Here is a 15,268-nt window from a genome sequence, read left to right as displayed (position 1 = left end):
TCAGCGGGCCGGTCGAGCCGTTTCGAGGAGGACTTCGATGGTCGCCTCGCGGCCGTCGCGATTGATGGTGAGTTCGATGCGATCGCCGACATCATGGCGGTCGATGATGGCCTCGAGCGCGCGCCGGTTGGGCGTGGCCGTGCCGTCGATGGCGAGAATGATGTCGCCCGGATCCAGCCGCCCCTGCACGATCCGCGCCGGCTGCAGCCCGGCCTTGTCGGCCGGCGATTCGGGCAGTACGGTGACGATCATCACTCCCTCGATGCCCAGGCGCGCCGAAACGTATTCATCGAGATAGACGCCGAGGTAAGGCTTGATCTCCCGGCCGTGCGCGATGAGTTGAGGCACGACTTCGTTGATGACATCCACAGGCGTGGCAAAGCCGATGCCCAGGTTGGTGCGCGTCGGGCTGAAGATGGCGGTGTTGACGCCGATGAGCCGGCCCGCCGAATCGAGCAGCGGCCCGCCGGAGTTGCCGGGGTTGATGGCGGCGTCGGTCTGGATCATGTCTTGGAGCTCGCGGCCGTTCTCGCCGGGAATCTCGCGGTGCAGAGCGCTGATGATGCCCGTCGTCAGCGTCTGGTCGAGGCCGAACGGGTTGCCGATGGCGAAGACCGTCTGCCCGACCTGCAGGTTGGCCGACTCGCCGATGGGAATAGGCCGCAGCGACGACGCCGGCGCCGACATCTGCAATACGGCCAGGTCGTAGCGCTCTGACCATCCCACGAGGTCGGCCTGCCAGGACGTCTGGTCGGGGAGGGTCACGATGAGCTGATCGGCGCCGGCCACGACGTGGAGGTTGGTCAGCACGTGGCCGAGGTCATCCCAGATCACCCCCGAGCCGCTGCCGGCCGGGACCGACATCACGTCGCGCGTGATGCGGTCGCGGGCGAGCTGGGCGTTAGTGATGAACACGACCGAGGGCGAAGCGGCGTTGAAGATGTCGATGGTGGTCTTTTCGGCGTCGGCGAGGTCGCCGCGCGGCGTGATCTCGCGCGGTCTGGCGTTCATCGCGCGGATGGTCGGCCACACCTTGTCGATGGCGATGTAGCCGGCCATAACAAAGAGCATCACCGCCAGCAGGCCGTTGGACACGCCGCTCCGCTTGTTCTCTGCCACTGCTGGTCCTCTCTGGCCGCCGGGCGCCGCCGGGAGCATCTGATTATTCGCGGCCGGGCCGCGGCGGTTTCCCATTCACCCGCTGGAGTTCACCGGCTGCGCGGCCGGTGCGAGGTTCGGCGCGGCCGGTGCGGCTCATCGGCTTCATATGGCTCGGCGTGCAGCCGCTGCCCCAGCCGCTCGCAAAGCTCGCGAGGGCAGCCGATGTCGCCGATGACAATCTCGCCGATCCAGGACTGGGCGTCAAGTTCGAGAAAGCCCGATTTCACGCCCACCAGCGCGACCGTCACATCCGCCTGCACGCACGCCGCGGCGGCGCAGCCGCTCTGCGCGTCCAGCCCGCTGGGCACGTCGATGCTCAGCACCGGCGCGGGCGAATCATTTATCCAATCGATGAGCCGATCGAGCGGCGGACGCGGCGCCGAGCGGGCTCCCGTGCCCAGCAGGGCATCGACGATCAGATCGGGCGCGGCAACCGAGGCGGTGAACTGGTCCACGGCATCGCTGGTCGCCGCATGGGTCATCGGCAGTTCCATGCGCTCGCAGACGCGCAGGTTCATCGCCGCTTCTTCGGAAAGTTTCGTCGCGGCGCGATCGAAGGCGAGCAGGATCTCGGCACTTACGTGTTCATTGTGCAGGTGTCGCGCCAGGGCCAGCCCGTCGCCCCCGTTGTTGCCCGGGCCGCAACAGATGAGCACGCGCCGCCCGGCCGCAGGCGGAGGCAGCAGCCGCATCACCTCGACGGCTACGCTCCGAGCCGCGTTCTCCATGAGCACCGCGCCCGTCAGGCCGTAGTGCTCCACGGCGAGGCGGTCGAGTTGGCGAATAGCCTCGACGGTGAAGAGGTAGAGCTCTTCGTGCGGCTGGTCGCGCGAACCCTGGCTGTCGCTCTCTGATCGAGACGGGCTCATACGATGATGATAACGTCAGGATTCCCGCCGAACTGTCCCGAGCAAAGCAGCCCATGCCCTCGAACGCCGTCACGATCACCCTTGGCTGGATTCTGGCGATCGCGTGCATGGGGCTGGCGGCTTACTGGTCGATGGCGATGTGGATCATCCACCTGGCCAACACAGCCATGCCGCGCGTGCGGGCGGGTCTGAAGGCGAGCGTGCCCGAAGGCGGCTGGCCGCTGGTGAGCGTGGTCATCCCGGCGCACAACGAAGAGCAGTTCATCGAGCACGCGCTGCAGACCTTGCGCGCGAGCCGGTATCCAGCGCTGGAAATCATCATCGCCGCCGACCGGTGCACGGACGGCACTGCGGCGATCGTCAAGCGCCACACTCAGGAGTCGGCCGGCGCGGTGCGGTTGGTGGAAATCAGCCAGTGTCCGGCGGGCTGGTCGGGCAAGTGCCACGCCTCGTGGACGGGCGCCAAGGCGGCGCGCGGGCAGTGGCTGCTCTTCGCCGATGCGGATACGACGTTCCATCCGGACCTCATTCGCGCGGCGATGGGCGTCGCCACCGAGCATCGCCTCGACTTCCTCAGCCTGCTCGGAACCCTGACCTGCTCGCGCGACTTCGAACTCACGCACCAGCCCGTCGCGGCGATGTCGCTCATGAAGATGTTTCCGATCCACCGGGCCAATCGCAACGACCGCCCCGGCAGGCGGCCGTTCGCCAACGGACAGTTCATGCTCTTTCGCGCCTCGGTCTACGAGTCGATCGGCACGCACGAACACATTCGCGACGCCATTCTCGAGGACCTGCGCTTTGCTCGCCGGCTGGACTTCAAGGGGCATCGAATGGGGCTGGTGCTGGCGGAGGAACTCTTCACCGTGCGCATGTACGAGACGCCCGAGGAGTTCGAGCGCGGGTGGACGCGCATCTTCGTCGAGGCGGCCAATCGCAACGCGGCCCGGCTGCAGGGGCACGTCTGGCGGCTGCGGACCCTGGCGGCGGGTCCGGTGGTTCAGGCGGCGGCACTCGGGCTGGGTATGGCGCTGATGCGCAGCAACCCGCCGCTCGCGTGGAGCCTGGTGGGGCTTTCGCTGGCTGCGGCGGCAGTACAGGTGGCGGCGCTGGTCAGGGCGTATGGCATGCAGGGCGCGCCGCGGATGAGCATCTGGCGCTTCCCGCTGGGGTGCATGCACGTGGCGCGGATCTTCGCCGACGCCGCGGCCGACCTGAGAAAAGGCCGCACCATCGAATGGGCGTCGCTGACCTACCGCATCGAAGACCAGCCCGAGTAAAAAAAAGTACTGGGCGCCTTTTTGGTGAGCCGCTTGGTACTGCGGCGGCCTGCGCGCGGATTAACTCACCGGTCGAACAGGCGCATCACGGATGCCGGGAGGATGCGGCGGCGGATGACCTTCCACGGCCGACGCCAGCCCATCTCGCGATAGAGCGCCGCGTACCGGCTCCACATCTGCTCACCCACGAGTTCCATGCCGTGGCGCACCGAGAGGCGCAGCGCGTGGTTGAGGAGCCAGTCCGTCTGTCGGCGCAGGCGATCATCGGCGCCGGGCACATCGCGGTGCTTCTGCACGAGACGCAGATGATCGCTGAGCCATCGCTCCATGTTCGCAGCGCCCGTCAGGTTGCGCCGCTGGGCGGTTTCGAAGAGGCGCACCGTCAAAAGCGGATCCGCCGAAACGAGCAGCGGCCCGTGTTCGAGGGCCCGGCAGGCGAAGTCGCGGTCCTCGCCGACCTGGAATTCGCGATCGAAGCGCACGCCTGCTTCGAGCACGCGGCGGGCCACGCACAGGCCCGATGCGCCAAAGAACGCGACCGGTTCAAAGACGATGGCGCGATCGGTCATCGGGGCGTTGGTCCACGGGGAATGGGGCGCGTTGCACCGGGCCGCCTTGTGCGTCCCGGGATAGATCTCCATTCGCGCCGCGACCAGCAGCGCCGCCTCCGGGCAGGCCGCGAAGCGTTCGTGCACGACCGAACCGGAATGTGCAAACCACGTGTCATCGGCGTCGAGAAAGACAACCTGCCTGCCGACGTCGAGTTGCAGCGCTTGCTCGATGCCGCGATTGCGCGCGGCGGAGACGCCGGCGTTGGGCTGGTCGATCAGGATCACGCGCCCCGGGTCGGGCAACTCGGCGCGGCACTGCTCGATGCAATCGCGCGTCGCGTCGGTCGAGCCGTCGTTGACGACGATGATGGTCTTGATGCACGCATCGGCCAGCAGGCAGCCGATGGCGTTGGCCACGAACTCCTGCGCGTTGTAGGCCGGCACCACGGCGAGCAGCGCCCCGTCGGGGTGCGCCGTGATCGTCGGAGACTCGGCATGTTCAATGTTGGGCATGGACGGTGGGCCGGCGGGAGCCGATGAGGCGAAGGTGCTCCCATCTATAATGACATCCATGTCGCACGCGGGCCAGTGGGAAAGCGAGCCGTTTTTCATCGTCGGCACCGGCCGCAGCGGGACGACGCTGCTGCAGGCGATGCTCACGAGCCATTCGCGGCTGGGAATCCCGCCCGAGACCAAGTTTTTCCAGCGGCACGACCCGGCCCAGTTCGGCGGCGACCCGCTGCCCGCCGACCGCTTCGACGCCTGGCTGGGCGACTATTTCGCCTCGCAGGACTGGCTGGACCTGGGCCTGGAGCGGGCCGAAGTCGAGTCGACGATGCGCGCGGGCGATCGCAGCGCGCGGGCGCTGTTTCTGAGCATCCTCAGCGCATGGCGATCGCGAAGCGGCAAAGCGCGCATCGGCGAGAAGAGCCCGCTGCACTGCAGGTGCGTGCGGCGCATTCTCGAGGTGTTTCCGCAGGGCAAGATCATCCACATCTACCGCGACCCGCGCGATGTGGTCGCCTCCATGCGCGGCATGGAATGGACCACCGGATCCGTGCGCGACCAGGCGCGCAACTGGCGCAAGATCCTCGATGAGCATCTGCGGCTCAGTGCTGAACTGCCCGCCGCGTCATACACCGGCGTGCGATTCGAGACGCTGGTCGAGCAGCCGGAGGAGCAGTTGCGGCGCGTGTGCGCGTTTCTCGGCGAATCGTTTGAGCCCGAGATGCTGCGCTTCCACGAGCGCGGCTCGAGGGGGTTCCACGAGCGCGAGGCGGCGTGGAAAGGCGGCACGCAGCAGCCGCTCAGCGGCGCCTCGATCGGGCGATACCGCGGGCAACTTTCGCCGCGGCAGATCGCGCTGGTCGAGCGCCTCGCCGGGCCGATGATGGTGAGACTCGGCTACCAGCCGGTGTCGGGCTGGCGGCGGCATCATCCGCTCTGGATGACGGTGGATGCGGCGAGCCACGCGGTGCGCAAGACGCGGCGGAATCTGGGAGGGTGAAGCGATTCGTCGCGAAACCGCAAGCGGCGGCGCGCTGCGCTTACCAGTCGCTGCGCTTTTCGTAGCCGAAGCGCACGAGGGCGTCGCCGGCAATCGATTTGAATTTCTCTTTGAGCGCCGGCGTGAAGTGGTTCACCCAGTCGCCGGCAATGCCCTTGCGGTTGAATGACTGGTCATCGGCCTGGCCGGGCGCACGGCCGGTGGCGCGCTGGAATGAATGGCGCTGCACGATCCGGCGCAACTGCGCTGTGGAGAGGTTCACTTCGAAGTGGTCGCAGATGCCCTGGAAACCTTCGAGCGGGTCGCGCAGCAGGTCTTCGTAGCGCATGACAAGCCCCCACTTGACATCCCGACCAGCGAGCCAGCCGTCGATCCACTGCACGCGATCGGCGAGTTTTTCATCCATCCACCGCGATATGCCTTCCTCCACGTCCAGGCCGCGATACGCCGCGGCTGACTCGTGCCCGTACACGCCGCGCAGGAAGAAATAGCCGCTCACTGCCGCATCGCGCAGGTCGCGGAAGAGAATGACGTAGGGTCGCTGCAGCCCGTTGAGCAGCGCGAGGTGCTCGGGCGTCGGCCGGCTGTGCAGTTTGGTGACCGTGTAGCCCACCGGCGGCTGCCGGAGCGACTCGGGCCGCAGCGTGTGGTCGGTTTCGGTGATGTACGGCGGGGCCCACTCGCGGTAACCCGGGATGGATGCAACCATGCGGGCCAGCCAGGTGCTGCCGGACTTGGGCATGGCGGTGATGAAGAGGTTGCGGTGGGGGTGGTCGTGCACGACGGCGCCGACAAGGCCCTGCAGCCGCCGCAGCGGCTTGCCGCGGTACCAGGGCTGGCGGTCGGGAATCGCGTGTCCGGACACTGCGGGATCCTGGTTCACATCTTCGGTGGCCTGCATGCGCTTTCAGGATAGCGCGGCGCGGCGGCGCGGCACTTCGGCAAAGCCGCCCTAGCCATCCAGCGTAACCGCGCCGGGGTGGTGGCGGATGATCGGCTCGCCCTGGTCCCGCCAGACAATGACGACCACGTCGATGCGCAGCCGCCGGTCGAGCCAGCGCCGCTTTCGCGCGATCATCTGAGCGAGCCGGATCAGCCGGCGGCGCTTGTCGCGGTTGATGGCGAGTTCGCCTCGATAGACATCGCCCGTGCGCGTCTTGACCTCGACGAATACGACCGTGCGGTCGGCCGCTTCGCAGATGAGATCGATCTCGCCGGCGCCGAGGCGGACGTTGCGTTCGATGCAGCGCAGGCCCAGCGATGCAAGGTGAGCGGCGGCGAGGTCTTCGCCGCGCCGGCCGAGGTCATGGCGCGGATCGAGGCGGCCCCGAAGACGTAGCGAGCGCCAGCGCCCAGCGAGCCATGAGCCGAGCGCCATTACTCCGGCGCGGCCCAGCGCTGCATGGCGATGTCGAGCAGGAGGATGGCCATGTTGTCGAAATCGTCCATGTTGCCGCGCGCGAAGAGGTCTGCGAGATACTTCCTCTCCTCCTCGCGGTAGCGCTCGTCGTAGAGCTTCTTCTGGATTTCGAGTTGCACGTCGTAGAGCGAGCGGCCGGCGCCGTCGGAGTGATTCTCGACGTAGACCCAGATGGCGCGTCCGCCGCCGACGACGGGCCCGCCGTATTCGCCCGTTTGCAGCGTGCGGGCGATCGCATCAACCTGCGGCCAGGCGGTCAGGGCCGTGTCGGCCAGACCGCTGCTGAGCAGGGTCGGCTCCATGAGGCCGCCGCGGCTGGCGAGGATGGTGCTGTACTGCTCGGCGAGCGAACTGAAGAGGTAGCCGTCGGCGAGCGATTTCTCGATCTCGGCCCGCAGCGCCGCGTCATCGGCGGCCACGGCAAGCAGGCGCAGTTGGATCGAAGCCGGCGGATTGAACTCGGCCTGGTGGTCGCGGTAGTAGCGCTGCACATCGCGCCAGGAGATGATGACGCGTTTCTCGATCTCCGACTGGACCTTATAGCGGATGAGTTGCCGGCGGCGTTCGAGTTCGATGATTTCATCGACGCCCAGGCCCTTCTGCTCGCGGAAGCGCCGGTCAGCCGCCCCACGGCCGTTGTCACGCGTCAGGTCGCCTTCGAGTTGCTGAAGAAAATAGGTGAGGCCGACTCTTTCGTTTTCCGTCAAGGCCGATTGGGCTTCGGCGTAGATGAGTTCGTTCTTGATCAGTTCGGCGAGCCGGCGCTGGATGACGTCGTACGCGCCGATGATGAATTCCTCGCGCGTCTTGTCTCGGCCGAGGATGCGCAGTTCGTTTTCGATCGGTGCGAAGAATTCGGAAACGTAGATCGGCCGGCCGTTCACCTGCCCGACCAGACCCGCATGGCTGACGACGGCGGGTACGGTGTCAGACTGGTGATTCGGATCTGCCGCGGCATTGCCGGGCGCAGTACCGGCGGGCGTCGCTTCCGCTCCGACGGGCTGGGCGCCGTTTGGTCCGGTCGGGGCGCCGTTTGATTGGCCAGTGGTGGCGGGCGCCGGCCCGGCGTGCGTGGCGACCGCCTGCGGATCGTGGAACTGGCTGGCGGTGAGCGTCACTTTGGCTTTGGGCCGCGGCGGCTCATCCATCAGCCCTGTGGAATGCGAGATGCACCCGGCGGGCACGGCAGCCAGCAGGAGCGCCAGCACTGCGGCGCGAGCGGGCAGGGAACCACCGCGGATTGGTTTTTGAGTCATGTCGTGAAACTCCCGGGAATCCGGAGTGAACATGGTACGCGCGGCTCGCTGCCGCTGCGCCCGATGGGAGCCGGGGTCTTGCCCTGAGCCGGGGTGAGCCGCGCGCGGGCCTATACTGCCCTTTGCACTCCACTTCTATCAGCAAAACCACGCAAGGAACGTGATCAAATGGCAGATCAAGGCGAGACGCCCAGAATCCAGATTGACAGCGACTGGAAAAGCCAGGCCCAGGCGGAAAAGGAGCGCCTCTCCAGTCTCGAACAGGAAAAAGCGAGCGCAGGCGGCGGCGAGGCGGGGCCGGGCCAGTTGCCCCCGGCCAACTGGGACACGCTGGTTGGCATGATGGCCACCCAGGCGCTGCTCTACATGGGCGGCTACGTCGATCCGCAGACCAACCGGCCGATGGTCGATCTCGACGCGGCCCGGCACCAGATCGACCTTATCGGCGTGCTCGAAGCCAAAACCAAGGGGAACCTCAACGAAGACGAGTCCAAGCAGCTCGCGGCGGTCCTGTATGAACTCCGCATGCAGTACGTGCGCATCGCCCAGGCCATCTCGGGCGGCGGCGCGGGTGGCGGCGGCATCCAACCTTGAGAACTCGCATCGGGGTTTTCACCCTGCTTCCGGATACCCGCGGCGCGGCGATATAATGCCGCCCTCGATCAGCCGCTCGACCGGCTGACGAGGACTTGAGCCCTGTGTCTCCTGGCTGGAAAGGCGATTCCGTGTCTGAACCCTCCCAAGGCTTCATGGATCGGCACTACTTCCTGCTCCGCCGCCTCCACTCGCTCAGCGGGATCGTCCCCATCGGCGCCTTCCTCATCTTTCACCTCGTCACCAACTCATCGATCATGTGGGGACGCATCTTCGCGCCAAAGGTGCACGGCGACGCGGGCGTCGAGGTGTTCGTCCACGAGGTGAACTGGATTCACAACCTGCCCGCGCTCCAGCTCATGGAATGGTTCGTGCTGTTCGTCACCATCGCGTTCCACGCGCTGCTGGGCATCTACTACGCGACCACGGGCAAGGGAAACGTCAAGGCGTACAACTACCAGGACAACTGGCGCTACTCGCTGCAGCGCCTCAGCGGCTACATCGGCGTCGTCTTCATCATCATGCACGTCACGTCGTTGCGCTTCGGCTGGACATACGGCGGGCTGATGCCCGCCTTCGACGCCGAACATGCCGCCTCGACCACCGCGGTGCACTTCCAGACCAGCGGCGGCGGACTGCTCATGCCAGTGTTCTATCTCGTGTGCGTGCTGGCGCTGGTCTACCACTTCGCCAACGGGCTGTGGACGGCCGCCATCACCTGGGGCCTGACGATCAGCGTCGAATCGCAGCGGCGCTGGGGCTACGTGTGTGCCGTGGTCGGGTTCCTGCTGGCGGGGGCGACCGTGGCGGCCGTGGTCGGTTTTGCGACGCTGGACGTGGACAAAGCCCGCGCAATTGAGACCGCCATGCTCCAAGGGCACGCCGCGCCCCCGCCCACGAGCATTCCGCCCGAGGCGAACCCTGGCCACTGAACTGCACCCCCGCGGCGCTGGCGACCGCACGACTTCGATTCGAGGACTGACCGAGCATGATTCCCAAGAAGCGCGTCATCGTCGTAGGCGGCGGGCTGGCCGGACTGGCCGCAGCCATCAAACTCGCGGAAGAAGACATCGCCGTCGATCTCATCTCGATGGTCCCCGTCAAACGGTCCCACTCGGTCTGCGCCCAGGGCGGCATCAACGCCTGCAACGAAGTCGCGCGCCAGCAGGGCTTCACCGAGTGGATCCACATGGATGAGACGCTCTACGGCGGGGACTTCCTCGCCCACCAGCCGCCCGTCTATGAAATGACCCACTGGGCGCCGCGCATCATCGATCTCTTCGACCGCATGGGCGTGCCCTTCAACCGCACGTCGGAGGGCAATCGCGACCTGCGGCTGTTCGGCGGTTCGCTGTTCAAGCGCACCTTCTTTGCCGGCGCCACGACCGGCCAGCAACTGCTCTACGCGCTCGACGAGCAGACCCGCCGCGCCGAAGCCGAGGGCAAGGTGACCAAGTACGAGTTCTGGGAATTCCTCTGGCCCATTCTCGATGACGACGGCGTGTGCGTCGGCTGCGTGGCCCAGGACATGCGCACGATGCAGATCCGCGCGTTCCGCGGCGACGCGGTCGTCATGTGCACCGGCGGCAACGGGCTGATCTTCGGCCAGTCCACCAATTCCATCGTCTGCACCGGCGGCGCGGCAAGCCGCTGCTACCAGGCCGGGGCGTGGTACGCCAACGGCGAGTTCATCCAGGTGCATCCCACGGCTATCCCCGGCGCGGACAAGTGCCGGCTCATGTCCGAATCGGCGCGCGGCGAGGGCGGGCGCATCTGGGTGCCGCGCAAGGCCGGCGACACTCGCGATCCGCGCCAGATTCCCGAGAAAGAGCGCCTCTACTTCCTCGAAGAGAAGTACCCCAAGTACGGCAATCTCGTGCCGCGCGACATCGCTACGCGCGAGATCTTTGACATCTGCGTCAACCACGGCCTCGGCGTGGGCGGCGGGAACATGGTCTATCTCGACCTCACCCACAAGCCGCGCGAGTATCTCGAAGGCAAGCTCGGCGGCATCCTCGAGATCTACCGCAAGTTCGCCGGCGACGATCCGTGCGAACTGCCCATGAAGATCTTCCCCGCCGTGCACTACACCATGGGCGGCATGTGGGCGACATACACCGCCAACAGCGATGGCAAGGGCATGGTCTTCGGCGCGCCCAACACGATGATGACCAACATTGAAGGCCTCTACGCGCTGGGCGAGGTGAACTACCAGTACCACGGCGCCACGCGCTTGGGCGCCAACGCGCTGCTCTCGTGCACGTTTGACGGCCTGTTTGCCGGCAAGGGCATCGCCGAGCGCGTGCGCGGCCTGCCGACGGCGGCGGCGGACATGGAGACGGGTGTGTTCGACGCGGCCGTGGACGCCGAGACGCGCAAAATGCAGAACCTCATCGACGCCAGCGGCAACGAAAACCCCTACGAGATCGCGCGCGAGATGGGCGTCGAGATGACGGCCGCCTCGACGGTGGTCAAGACCGAGCAGCGCATGCAGCAGGCGATGAACAAGCTCCACGAGCTGCAGGACCGCTACACGCGCATCAGCCTGAGCGACCACGGCCTGTGGACGAATCAGAACCTCAGTTTCGCGCGAGCCACGGGCGACATGCTCAAACTCGCCGAGGTGATCCTGCTCGGCGGGATCATGCGCAAGGAAAGCCGCGGCGCACACTACCGCACCGACTACCCGGACCGCGACGACGCAAAGTTCCTCAAGACGACGGTGGCCCAGTGGGACGCTTCCTCGGGCCGCCCGACGATTCGCTACGAAGAGGTCAACATGCCGCTCGTCAAACCGCGGGCCCGGACGTACGGCAAGGTCGAGGGAGACGAGAAGAAGCCGCCGGTGAAGGAGAAGGTCGCGGCGAGCGTGTGATCGGCGAGGTCAGGCGCGGTGCGCGCTGGCGCTTCACATCTGAATCCGCGCGTGGCCACGGCGCCCGCCGAATGCAACTTCACCGCAGAGATCGCGGAGTGATACAAAGTTTAAGTTTGGCTCTTGGGCCAGGGCCGCCTCAGCGCCCGTCGATGTAGATGCGGTCGTCCCAGGAGTTGATGTCTTCCATATTCTCTTCGATGAGCGTGGCGGCGTGGCCGTCCACGAACAGCGCGTTGCTGCCTGACTTGTGCCGCAGCGGCTCGAGGCGCTGGCCGCTGAGCGGGTTGTTCGGCTCGCCGTTGATGTTCGACTCCTGCCAGGCGTCGTAGTAGATCGAGAAGAAGCTCTCGGGCGTGTTCTGCCCGTTGGGATAGTTATTGCGATACAGAATGTCATCCGGATCGTCGGTGTAATCGGCCATGTAAAGGGTATCACTGGGCGTGAGAAAGCCGTTGATCTTGCAGGCGCGCTGCACCGGGTTCTGCGAGATGCGCCCCTTGGCGATGAAGTTCAGGCCGTTGGAGAGGTACTGCACGCGGTGCTTCTGGTTGGGGTGGCTCGGACATCGATACACCGGAACCGAGTCGAAGTGATCGTTCTTGATCTGCGTGAAGTAGTCGCGAAAGGCGATCGGCCACGAGATGTCCAGCGGGTGATTCGTGCCGTGATTGGCGCGCGGGATAAGGTCCTTCTCGGTCATGTAGGCGTGCAGGCCAAAACCGATCGAGCGCAGGTTGTTGAGGCACTGCGCTGTGCGCGACAGCTCGCGCGCCTTGGACAGGGCCGGCAGCAGCAGGCCGATGAGCAGCGCGATGATCGAGATCACCACGAGCAGTTCGATGAGCGTGAAGGCGCTTCGGTCGGATTGGTTTCGATTCATGGGTGCGTTCGTTTTCTGTAAGAGCGGCCGACAGGCGCAGATACGCTATCTCTGCGAGCCGAAGTACACTCGGTCATCCCAACTCTCGAGGTCCACGGTCGTCCTTGATCTGCGAAAAGTACCGGCGGAACGCGAGCGGCCAGGCAATGTCCCACCGAGGGTCCTCGCCGCCGTTGGCTTCGCGCGGAATCTTGTTGGCGTCGTTCATGTACGAGTGCAGGCCAAAGCCGATCGAGCGCAGGTTGTTGAGGCACTGCGTCGAGCGCGCCACCTCGCGGGCCTTGGACAGGGCCGGCAGCAGCAGCCCGATGAGCAGCGCGATGATCGAAATCACGACGAGCAACTCAATGAGCGTGAAGCCGCCTTTGCGGGCGAATTGACGTTGGGTCATAACAGGAGATCTCCCGACGGGCCGCCGTGCCCCCGGCGATATCTACAGAATGTACCCTAGTCATCGCCTCGCTGCAAGCGCTTTCTTGCCGCATTGCACACTTCTTCCACGCATTTCTCGACCCGTTCATTGACGAAAAACAGGTCGTATGCTCCGGAATCGCGGGCCAGGGCGATCTCCTTCTTGGCCTCGGCGAAGCGGCGGTTGATCTCATCCACCCCCTCCCGGGCCCGCTTTTTCAGCCGCTCCAGCAGGGTCTGGTCGTCGGGCGGCAGCAGGAAGATAAGCAGAGCCTCCGGCAGGTTCCGCCGGATCTGCAGCGCCCCCTGCACATCAATCTCCAGCAGAACCACCCGCCCCTGGGCCAGGGCCTGCTCGACAGGCCGGCGGGGCGTGCCGTAACAGTATTTCCCAAAGACCGTTGCGTGCTCGAGCAGTTCCCCGGCGGCGATCATCCGGTCGAACTCGGCCCGATCGACGAAGAGGTAGTCCCGCCCGGGCACATCGGCGCTCGTCGGCGGGCGCGTCGTGGCTGAGACACTGAACACCGCGTTCATGCACTGCACGACCTGCCGGGTGATGGTGGTCTTGCCCACGCCCGAGGGGCCGGAGATGACCAGCAGCAGCCCTGCTCCGTTGCCCGCCTGCTTGTCTCCACCCAGTGTCATGAGGCACAAGCGTAGAATGCGCCGCGCGGTCAGTGAAATCCGCCGCGCCCACCGCCCAATCAAGGGCGGGAGAGCACTTCGATGGACGCCGCCATGAACGCCAGTGAGATGAGTGCCGGTTCGAGCGATCGCATCCGCGTCGTCGAGCCCAACGCGACCGACGACGACCGCCTCTGGGCGACGTTCATTCATCTCTCAGGCCTGGCCGGCTACCTCATTCCCATGGCGTCGATCATCGCTCCGCTGGTCCTCTGGCTCATCAAGAAGAGCCAGTCGCCGTTTCTCGATGACCACGGCCGCGAGGCGCTCAACTTCCAGATCTCGATGGTGGTGTGGGGATTGGTCGCCGGCGTGCTCTGCTTTGTCTGCATCGGCGTGGTGCTGTTGCCGGTGGTCGTGATCGTGCAGGTCGTGTTCTCGATCGTCATGGCGGTGCGCGCCAATCGCGGCGAGTACGTCCGCTACCCGATCACCATCCGCTTCCTCTCCTGATCGAATCAATCCTGCGGCGATCGCGGCTGGATCTCATGCGCGCGCGTCGGGCGGCGCCGGCGGTACATCCAGCGCACGGCGAGGCAGTCGAGCAGGCCCGGGATCGCGCGGTTGAATACGCCGTACTTCGCCTGGCCCGCGGTGCGTGGCCGATGCGTCACGGGCACTTCGATGACGGTGTAGCCCAGGTGCCGCGCCGTCACGGGGATGAAGCGGTGCATGCCGCAGAACTCAAGCGGAATAGCCAGCGCCACCTCGCGCCGCACGACGCGCAGCGAGCAGCCCGTGTCGCGGATGGTGTCGGCGAGCAGGGTGCGTCGGATCGACCGGCCAACCCAACTGGCCACGCGTCGCCCGGCGGTGTCGCGCCGATTGGCCGAGCGGTCGCCCTGGACCATGTCGGCTCCCGTCTGCCGCATGACTTCGAGGATGCGCAGCAGGTCGGCCGGGTCGTTCTGCAGGTCGGCATCGAGCAGGGCGATGAGTTCGCCGCGAGCCGCGCGGAAACCCGCGTGAAACGCCGCCGATTGCCCGTGCCCCCGGCCCGCGGGCGTGTCGGCCATGCGCAGCAGCCTCATCCACGGGCGTTCGGGCATGAGCGCCACGAGCCGCTCGTGCGTGCGGTCGGTTGAGCCGTCATCGACGATGATGACCTCAAAGCGGCCGGCCAGGGCGGCGAGCGCGGCGTCGATCTCGGCAATCAGCGGCCCGACGTTGTCCTCTTCGTTGTGCGCGGGCGCGATGACGGTCAGTTCGATCTGGTCGCCTTGCCATTGGGCCATGAGGATCATGAGCATAGGGTGAGAGCCGCAGAGGATCGCGGCTGAGGGCGCGGCTCGATTCCCGCCGCCTAACATCCATTTTGGCAACGCCAGTCGAGCACCGAGGACCGCTGAGCATGCACCTGAAGCGCGATGATCACGAACACGGCCCCAAGGAGATCCCCATCCGGTTCATCCTCGAGAACCCGGCCGAACTCGTCACACCCGAGCACGCCGGCCAGAAGGAATGGGTCGTCAAGGGCGGCATCGGCGAGAGCCTGCTCGAAGTCGCGCTCGACGCAGGCATCAACATCGAGCACTCGTGCGGCGGCGTGTGTGCCTGCTCGACCTGCCACGTCTACGTCGAAAAGGGCATGGAGCACCTGAGCGAAGCGACCGAGGCCGAAGAGGACCGCGTCGAAGAAGCCCCCGCGCTGCAGCGCAACAGCCGGCTGAGCTGCCAGTGCGAAATCCTCAGCAAGGGCGAGATCCAGGTCCGCGTCCCCGCCTGGAACCGCAATGCGATCAAGGAAGTGCCGCACTGAGGCAGTGCGACGCCG

Annotated in this window: 17 protein-coding genes; 7 read left to right on the top strand and 10 right to left on the bottom strand. The window is 66.2% G+C overall.

The window, feature by feature from the left end:
- Positions 1–1,119 carry a trypsin-like peptidase domain-containing protein gene (locus IT430_18490; GenBank protein ID MCC6909928.1) on the bottom strand — a complete coding sequence of 373 codons (1,119 nt, stop codon included), beginning with the start codon at positions 1,117–1,119 and terminating at the stop codon, positions 1–3.
- A gap of 89 nt (positions 1,120–1,208) precedes the next feature.
- A complete protein-coding gene (locus IT430_18485; GenBank protein MCC6909927.1) occupies positions 1,209–2,030 on the bottom strand; it encodes an NAD(P)H-hydrate epimerase in 822 nt (273 codons plus the stop codon).
- A gap of 53 nt (positions 2,031–2,083) precedes the next feature.
- On the opposite strand from IT430_18485, the gene IT430_18480 reads away from it, so the two are divergent.
- Complete coding sequence (locus IT430_18480) at positions 2,084–3,310, top strand: glycosyltransferase (protein ID MCC6909926.1); 1,227 nt, start codon at positions 2,084–2,086, stop codon at positions 3,308–3,310.
- A gap of 65 nt (positions 3,311–3,375) precedes the next feature.
- Here IT430_18480 and IT430_18475 read toward each other — a convergent pair whose 3' ends face one another.
- The gene (locus IT430_18475) at positions 3,376–4,374 is read right to left on the bottom strand and encodes a glycosyltransferase (GenBank protein MCC6909925.1); all 999 of its coding nucleotides are present in this window, start codon (positions 4,372–4,374) and stop codon (positions 3,376–3,378) included.
- A 58-nt stretch (positions 4,375–4,432) separates the two neighbouring features.
- Between IT430_18475 and IT430_18470 the strand changes: the two genes are divergently transcribed.
- Entirely contained in the window at positions 4,433–5,368 is a 936-nt protein-coding gene (locus IT430_18470) for a sulfotransferase (protein MCC6909924.1), read from the top strand.
- Positions 5,369–5,408: 40 nt separating this feature from the next.
- On the opposite strand, the gene IT430_18465 is transcribed toward IT430_18470, so the two are convergent.
- The 3 genes from IT430_18465 to IT430_18455 are packed head-to-tail and all read right to left on the bottom strand — an operon-like array spanning position 5,409 to position 8,044.
- Positions 5,409–6,269 (bottom strand): sulfotransferase domain-containing protein, encoded by an 861-nt coding sequence (locus IT430_18465; protein ID MCC6909923.1) that lies wholly within the window; start codon positions 6,267–6,269, stop codon positions 5,409–5,411.
- A 51-nt stretch (positions 6,270–6,320) separates the two neighbouring features.
- Complete coding sequence (locus IT430_18460) at positions 6,321–6,746, bottom strand: YraN family protein (GenBank protein MCC6909922.1); 426 nt, start codon at positions 6,744–6,746, stop codon at positions 6,321–6,323.
- The gene (locus tag IT430_18455; protein ID MCC6909921.1) at positions 6,746–8,044 is read right to left on the bottom strand and encodes a hypothetical protein; all 1,299 of its coding nucleotides are present in this window, start codon (positions 8,042–8,044) and stop codon (positions 6,746–6,748) included. The genes IT430_18460 and IT430_18455 overlap by 1 nt, the downstream gene beginning before the upstream one ends.
- Positions 8,045–8,212: 168 nt before the next feature.
- Here IT430_18455 and IT430_18450 point away from each other — a divergent pair, with 168 nt between their 5' ends.
- The 3 genes from IT430_18450 to sdhA all read left to right on the top strand — a co-directional run bounded on the left by IT430_18450 (position 8,213) and on the right by sdhA (position 11,513).
- Complete coding sequence (locus IT430_18450) at positions 8,213–8,638, top strand: DUF1844 domain-containing protein (GenBank protein ID MCC6909920.1); 426 nt, start codon at positions 8,213–8,215, stop codon at positions 8,636–8,638.
- A gap of 131 nt (positions 8,639–8,769) precedes the next feature.
- Positions 8,770–9,570: a hypothetical protein gene (locus IT430_18445; GenBank protein MCC6909919.1), complete on the top strand. Its 801-nt coding sequence runs from the start codon at positions 8,770–8,772 to the stop codon at positions 9,568–9,570.
- A gap of 56 nt (positions 9,571–9,626) precedes the next feature.
- A complete protein-coding gene (sdhA, locus tag IT430_18440) occupies positions 9,627–11,513 on the top strand; it encodes a succinate dehydrogenase flavoprotein subunit (GenBank protein MCC6909918.1) in 1,887 nt (628 codons plus the stop codon).
- 139 nt (positions 11,514–11,652) lie between these two features.
- Here sdhA and IT430_18435 read toward each other — a convergent pair whose 3' ends face one another.
- From IT430_18435 to gmk, 3 genes are all read right to left on the bottom strand, one after another.
- The gene (locus tag IT430_18435; protein MCC6909917.1) at positions 11,653–12,396 is read right to left on the bottom strand and encodes a DUF1559 domain-containing protein; all 744 of its coding nucleotides are present in this window, start codon (positions 12,394–12,396) and stop codon (positions 11,653–11,655) included.
- A gap of 73 nt (positions 12,397–12,469) precedes the next feature.
- On the bottom strand, positions 12,470–12,787 hold the full coding sequence (locus tag IT430_18430) for a DUF1559 domain-containing protein (protein ID MCC6909916.1): 318 nt from the start codon (positions 12,785–12,787) through the stop codon (positions 12,470–12,472).
- A 56-nt stretch (positions 12,788–12,843) separates the two neighbouring features.
- Positions 12,844–13,455, bottom strand: coding sequence for a guanylate kinase (gene gmk / locus IT430_18425; GenBank protein MCC6909915.1), 612 nt, complete (start codon positions 13,453–13,455; stop codon positions 12,844–12,846).
- A gap of 93 nt (positions 13,456–13,548) precedes the next feature.
- Here gmk and IT430_18420 point away from each other — a divergent pair, with 93 nt between their 5' ends.
- Positions 13,549–13,947 carry a DUF4870 domain-containing protein gene (locus IT430_18420; GenBank protein ID MCC6909914.1) on the top strand — a complete coding sequence of 133 codons (399 nt, stop codon included), beginning with the start codon at positions 13,549–13,551 and terminating at the stop codon, positions 13,945–13,947.
- A 5-nt stretch (positions 13,948–13,952) separates the two neighbouring features.
- Here the strand turns inward: IT430_18420 and IT430_18415 are convergent, their stop codons facing one another.
- Positions 13,953–14,729, bottom strand: coding sequence for a glycosyltransferase family 2 protein (locus tag IT430_18415; GenBank protein MCC6909913.1), 777 nt, complete (start codon positions 14,727–14,729; stop codon positions 13,953–13,955).
- A gap of 116 nt (positions 14,730–14,845) precedes the next feature.
- Between IT430_18415 and IT430_18410 the strand changes: the two genes are divergently transcribed.
- Complete coding sequence (locus IT430_18410; protein MCC6909912.1) at positions 14,846–15,253, top strand: 2Fe-2S iron-sulfur cluster binding domain-containing protein; 408 nt, start codon at positions 14,846–14,848, stop codon at positions 15,251–15,253.
- Positions 15,254–15,268: the final 15 nt, after the last annotated feature.

The organism is Phycisphaerales bacterium, from assembly GCA_020852515.1.
In the GTDB taxonomy this organism is placed as follows: Bacteria; Planctomycetota; Phycisphaerae; order Phycisphaerales; family UBA5793; genus UBA5793.
This window is presented reverse-complemented; position numbering and strand designations above follow the sequence as displayed.

Excerpts from the sequence above, each read along its gene's own strand:
- IT430_18420 (MCC6909914.1), top strand. The coding sequence starts at position 13,549 with ATGAACGCCAGTGAGATGAGTGCCGGTTCGAGCGATCGCATCCGCGTC.
- IT430_18470 (MCC6909924.1), top strand. The coding sequence starts at position 4,433 with ATGTCGCACGCGGGCCAGTGGGAAAGCGAGCCGTTTTTCATCGTCGGC.
- IT430_18475 (MCC6909925.1), bottom strand. The coding sequence starts at position 4,374 with ATGCCCAACATTGAACATGCCGAGTCTCCGACGATCACGGCGCACCCC.
- IT430_18450 (MCC6909920.1), top strand. The coding sequence starts at position 8,213 with ATGGCAGATCAAGGCGAGACGCCCAGAATCCAGATTGACAGCGACTGG.
- sdhA (MCC6909918.1), top strand. The coding sequence starts at position 9,627 with ATGATTCCCAAGAAGCGCGTCATCGTCGTAGGCGGCGGGCTGGCCGGA.
- IT430_18460 (MCC6909922.1), bottom strand. The coding sequence starts at position 6,746 with ATGGCGCTCGGCTCATGGCTCGCTGGGCGCTGGCGCTCGCTACGTCTT.
- IT430_18415 (MCC6909913.1), bottom strand. The coding sequence starts at position 14,729 with ATGGCCCAATGGCAAGGCGACCAGATCGAACTGACCGTCATCGCGCCC.
- gmk (MCC6909915.1), bottom strand. The coding sequence starts at position 13,455 with ATGACACTGGGTGGAGACAAGCAGGCGGGCAACGGAGCAGGGCTGCTG.
- IT430_18430 (MCC6909916.1), bottom strand. The coding sequence starts at position 12,787 with ATGACCCAACGTCAATTCGCCCGCAAAGGCGGCTTCACGCTCATTGAG.
- IT430_18455 (MCC6909921.1), bottom strand. The coding sequence starts at position 8,044 with ATGACTCAAAAACCAATCCGCGGTGGTTCCCTGCCCGCTCGCGCCGCA.
- IT430_18465 (MCC6909923.1), bottom strand. The coding sequence starts at position 6,269 with ATGCAGGCCACCGAAGATGTGAACCAGGATCCCGCAGTGTCCGGACAC.
- IT430_18410 (MCC6909912.1), top strand. The coding sequence starts at position 14,846 with ATGCACCTGAAGCGCGATGATCACGAACACGGCCCCAAGGAGATCCCC.
- IT430_18480 (MCC6909926.1), top strand. The coding sequence starts at position 2,084 with ATGCCCTCGAACGCCGTCACGATCACCCTTGGCTGGATTCTGGCGATC.
- IT430_18435 (MCC6909917.1), bottom strand. The coding sequence starts at position 12,396 with ATGAATCGAAACCAATCCGACCGAAGCGCCTTCACGCTCATCGAACTG.
- IT430_18485 (MCC6909927.1), bottom strand. The coding sequence starts at position 2,030 with ATGAGCCCGTCTCGATCAGAGAGCGACAGCCAGGGTTCGCGCGACCAG.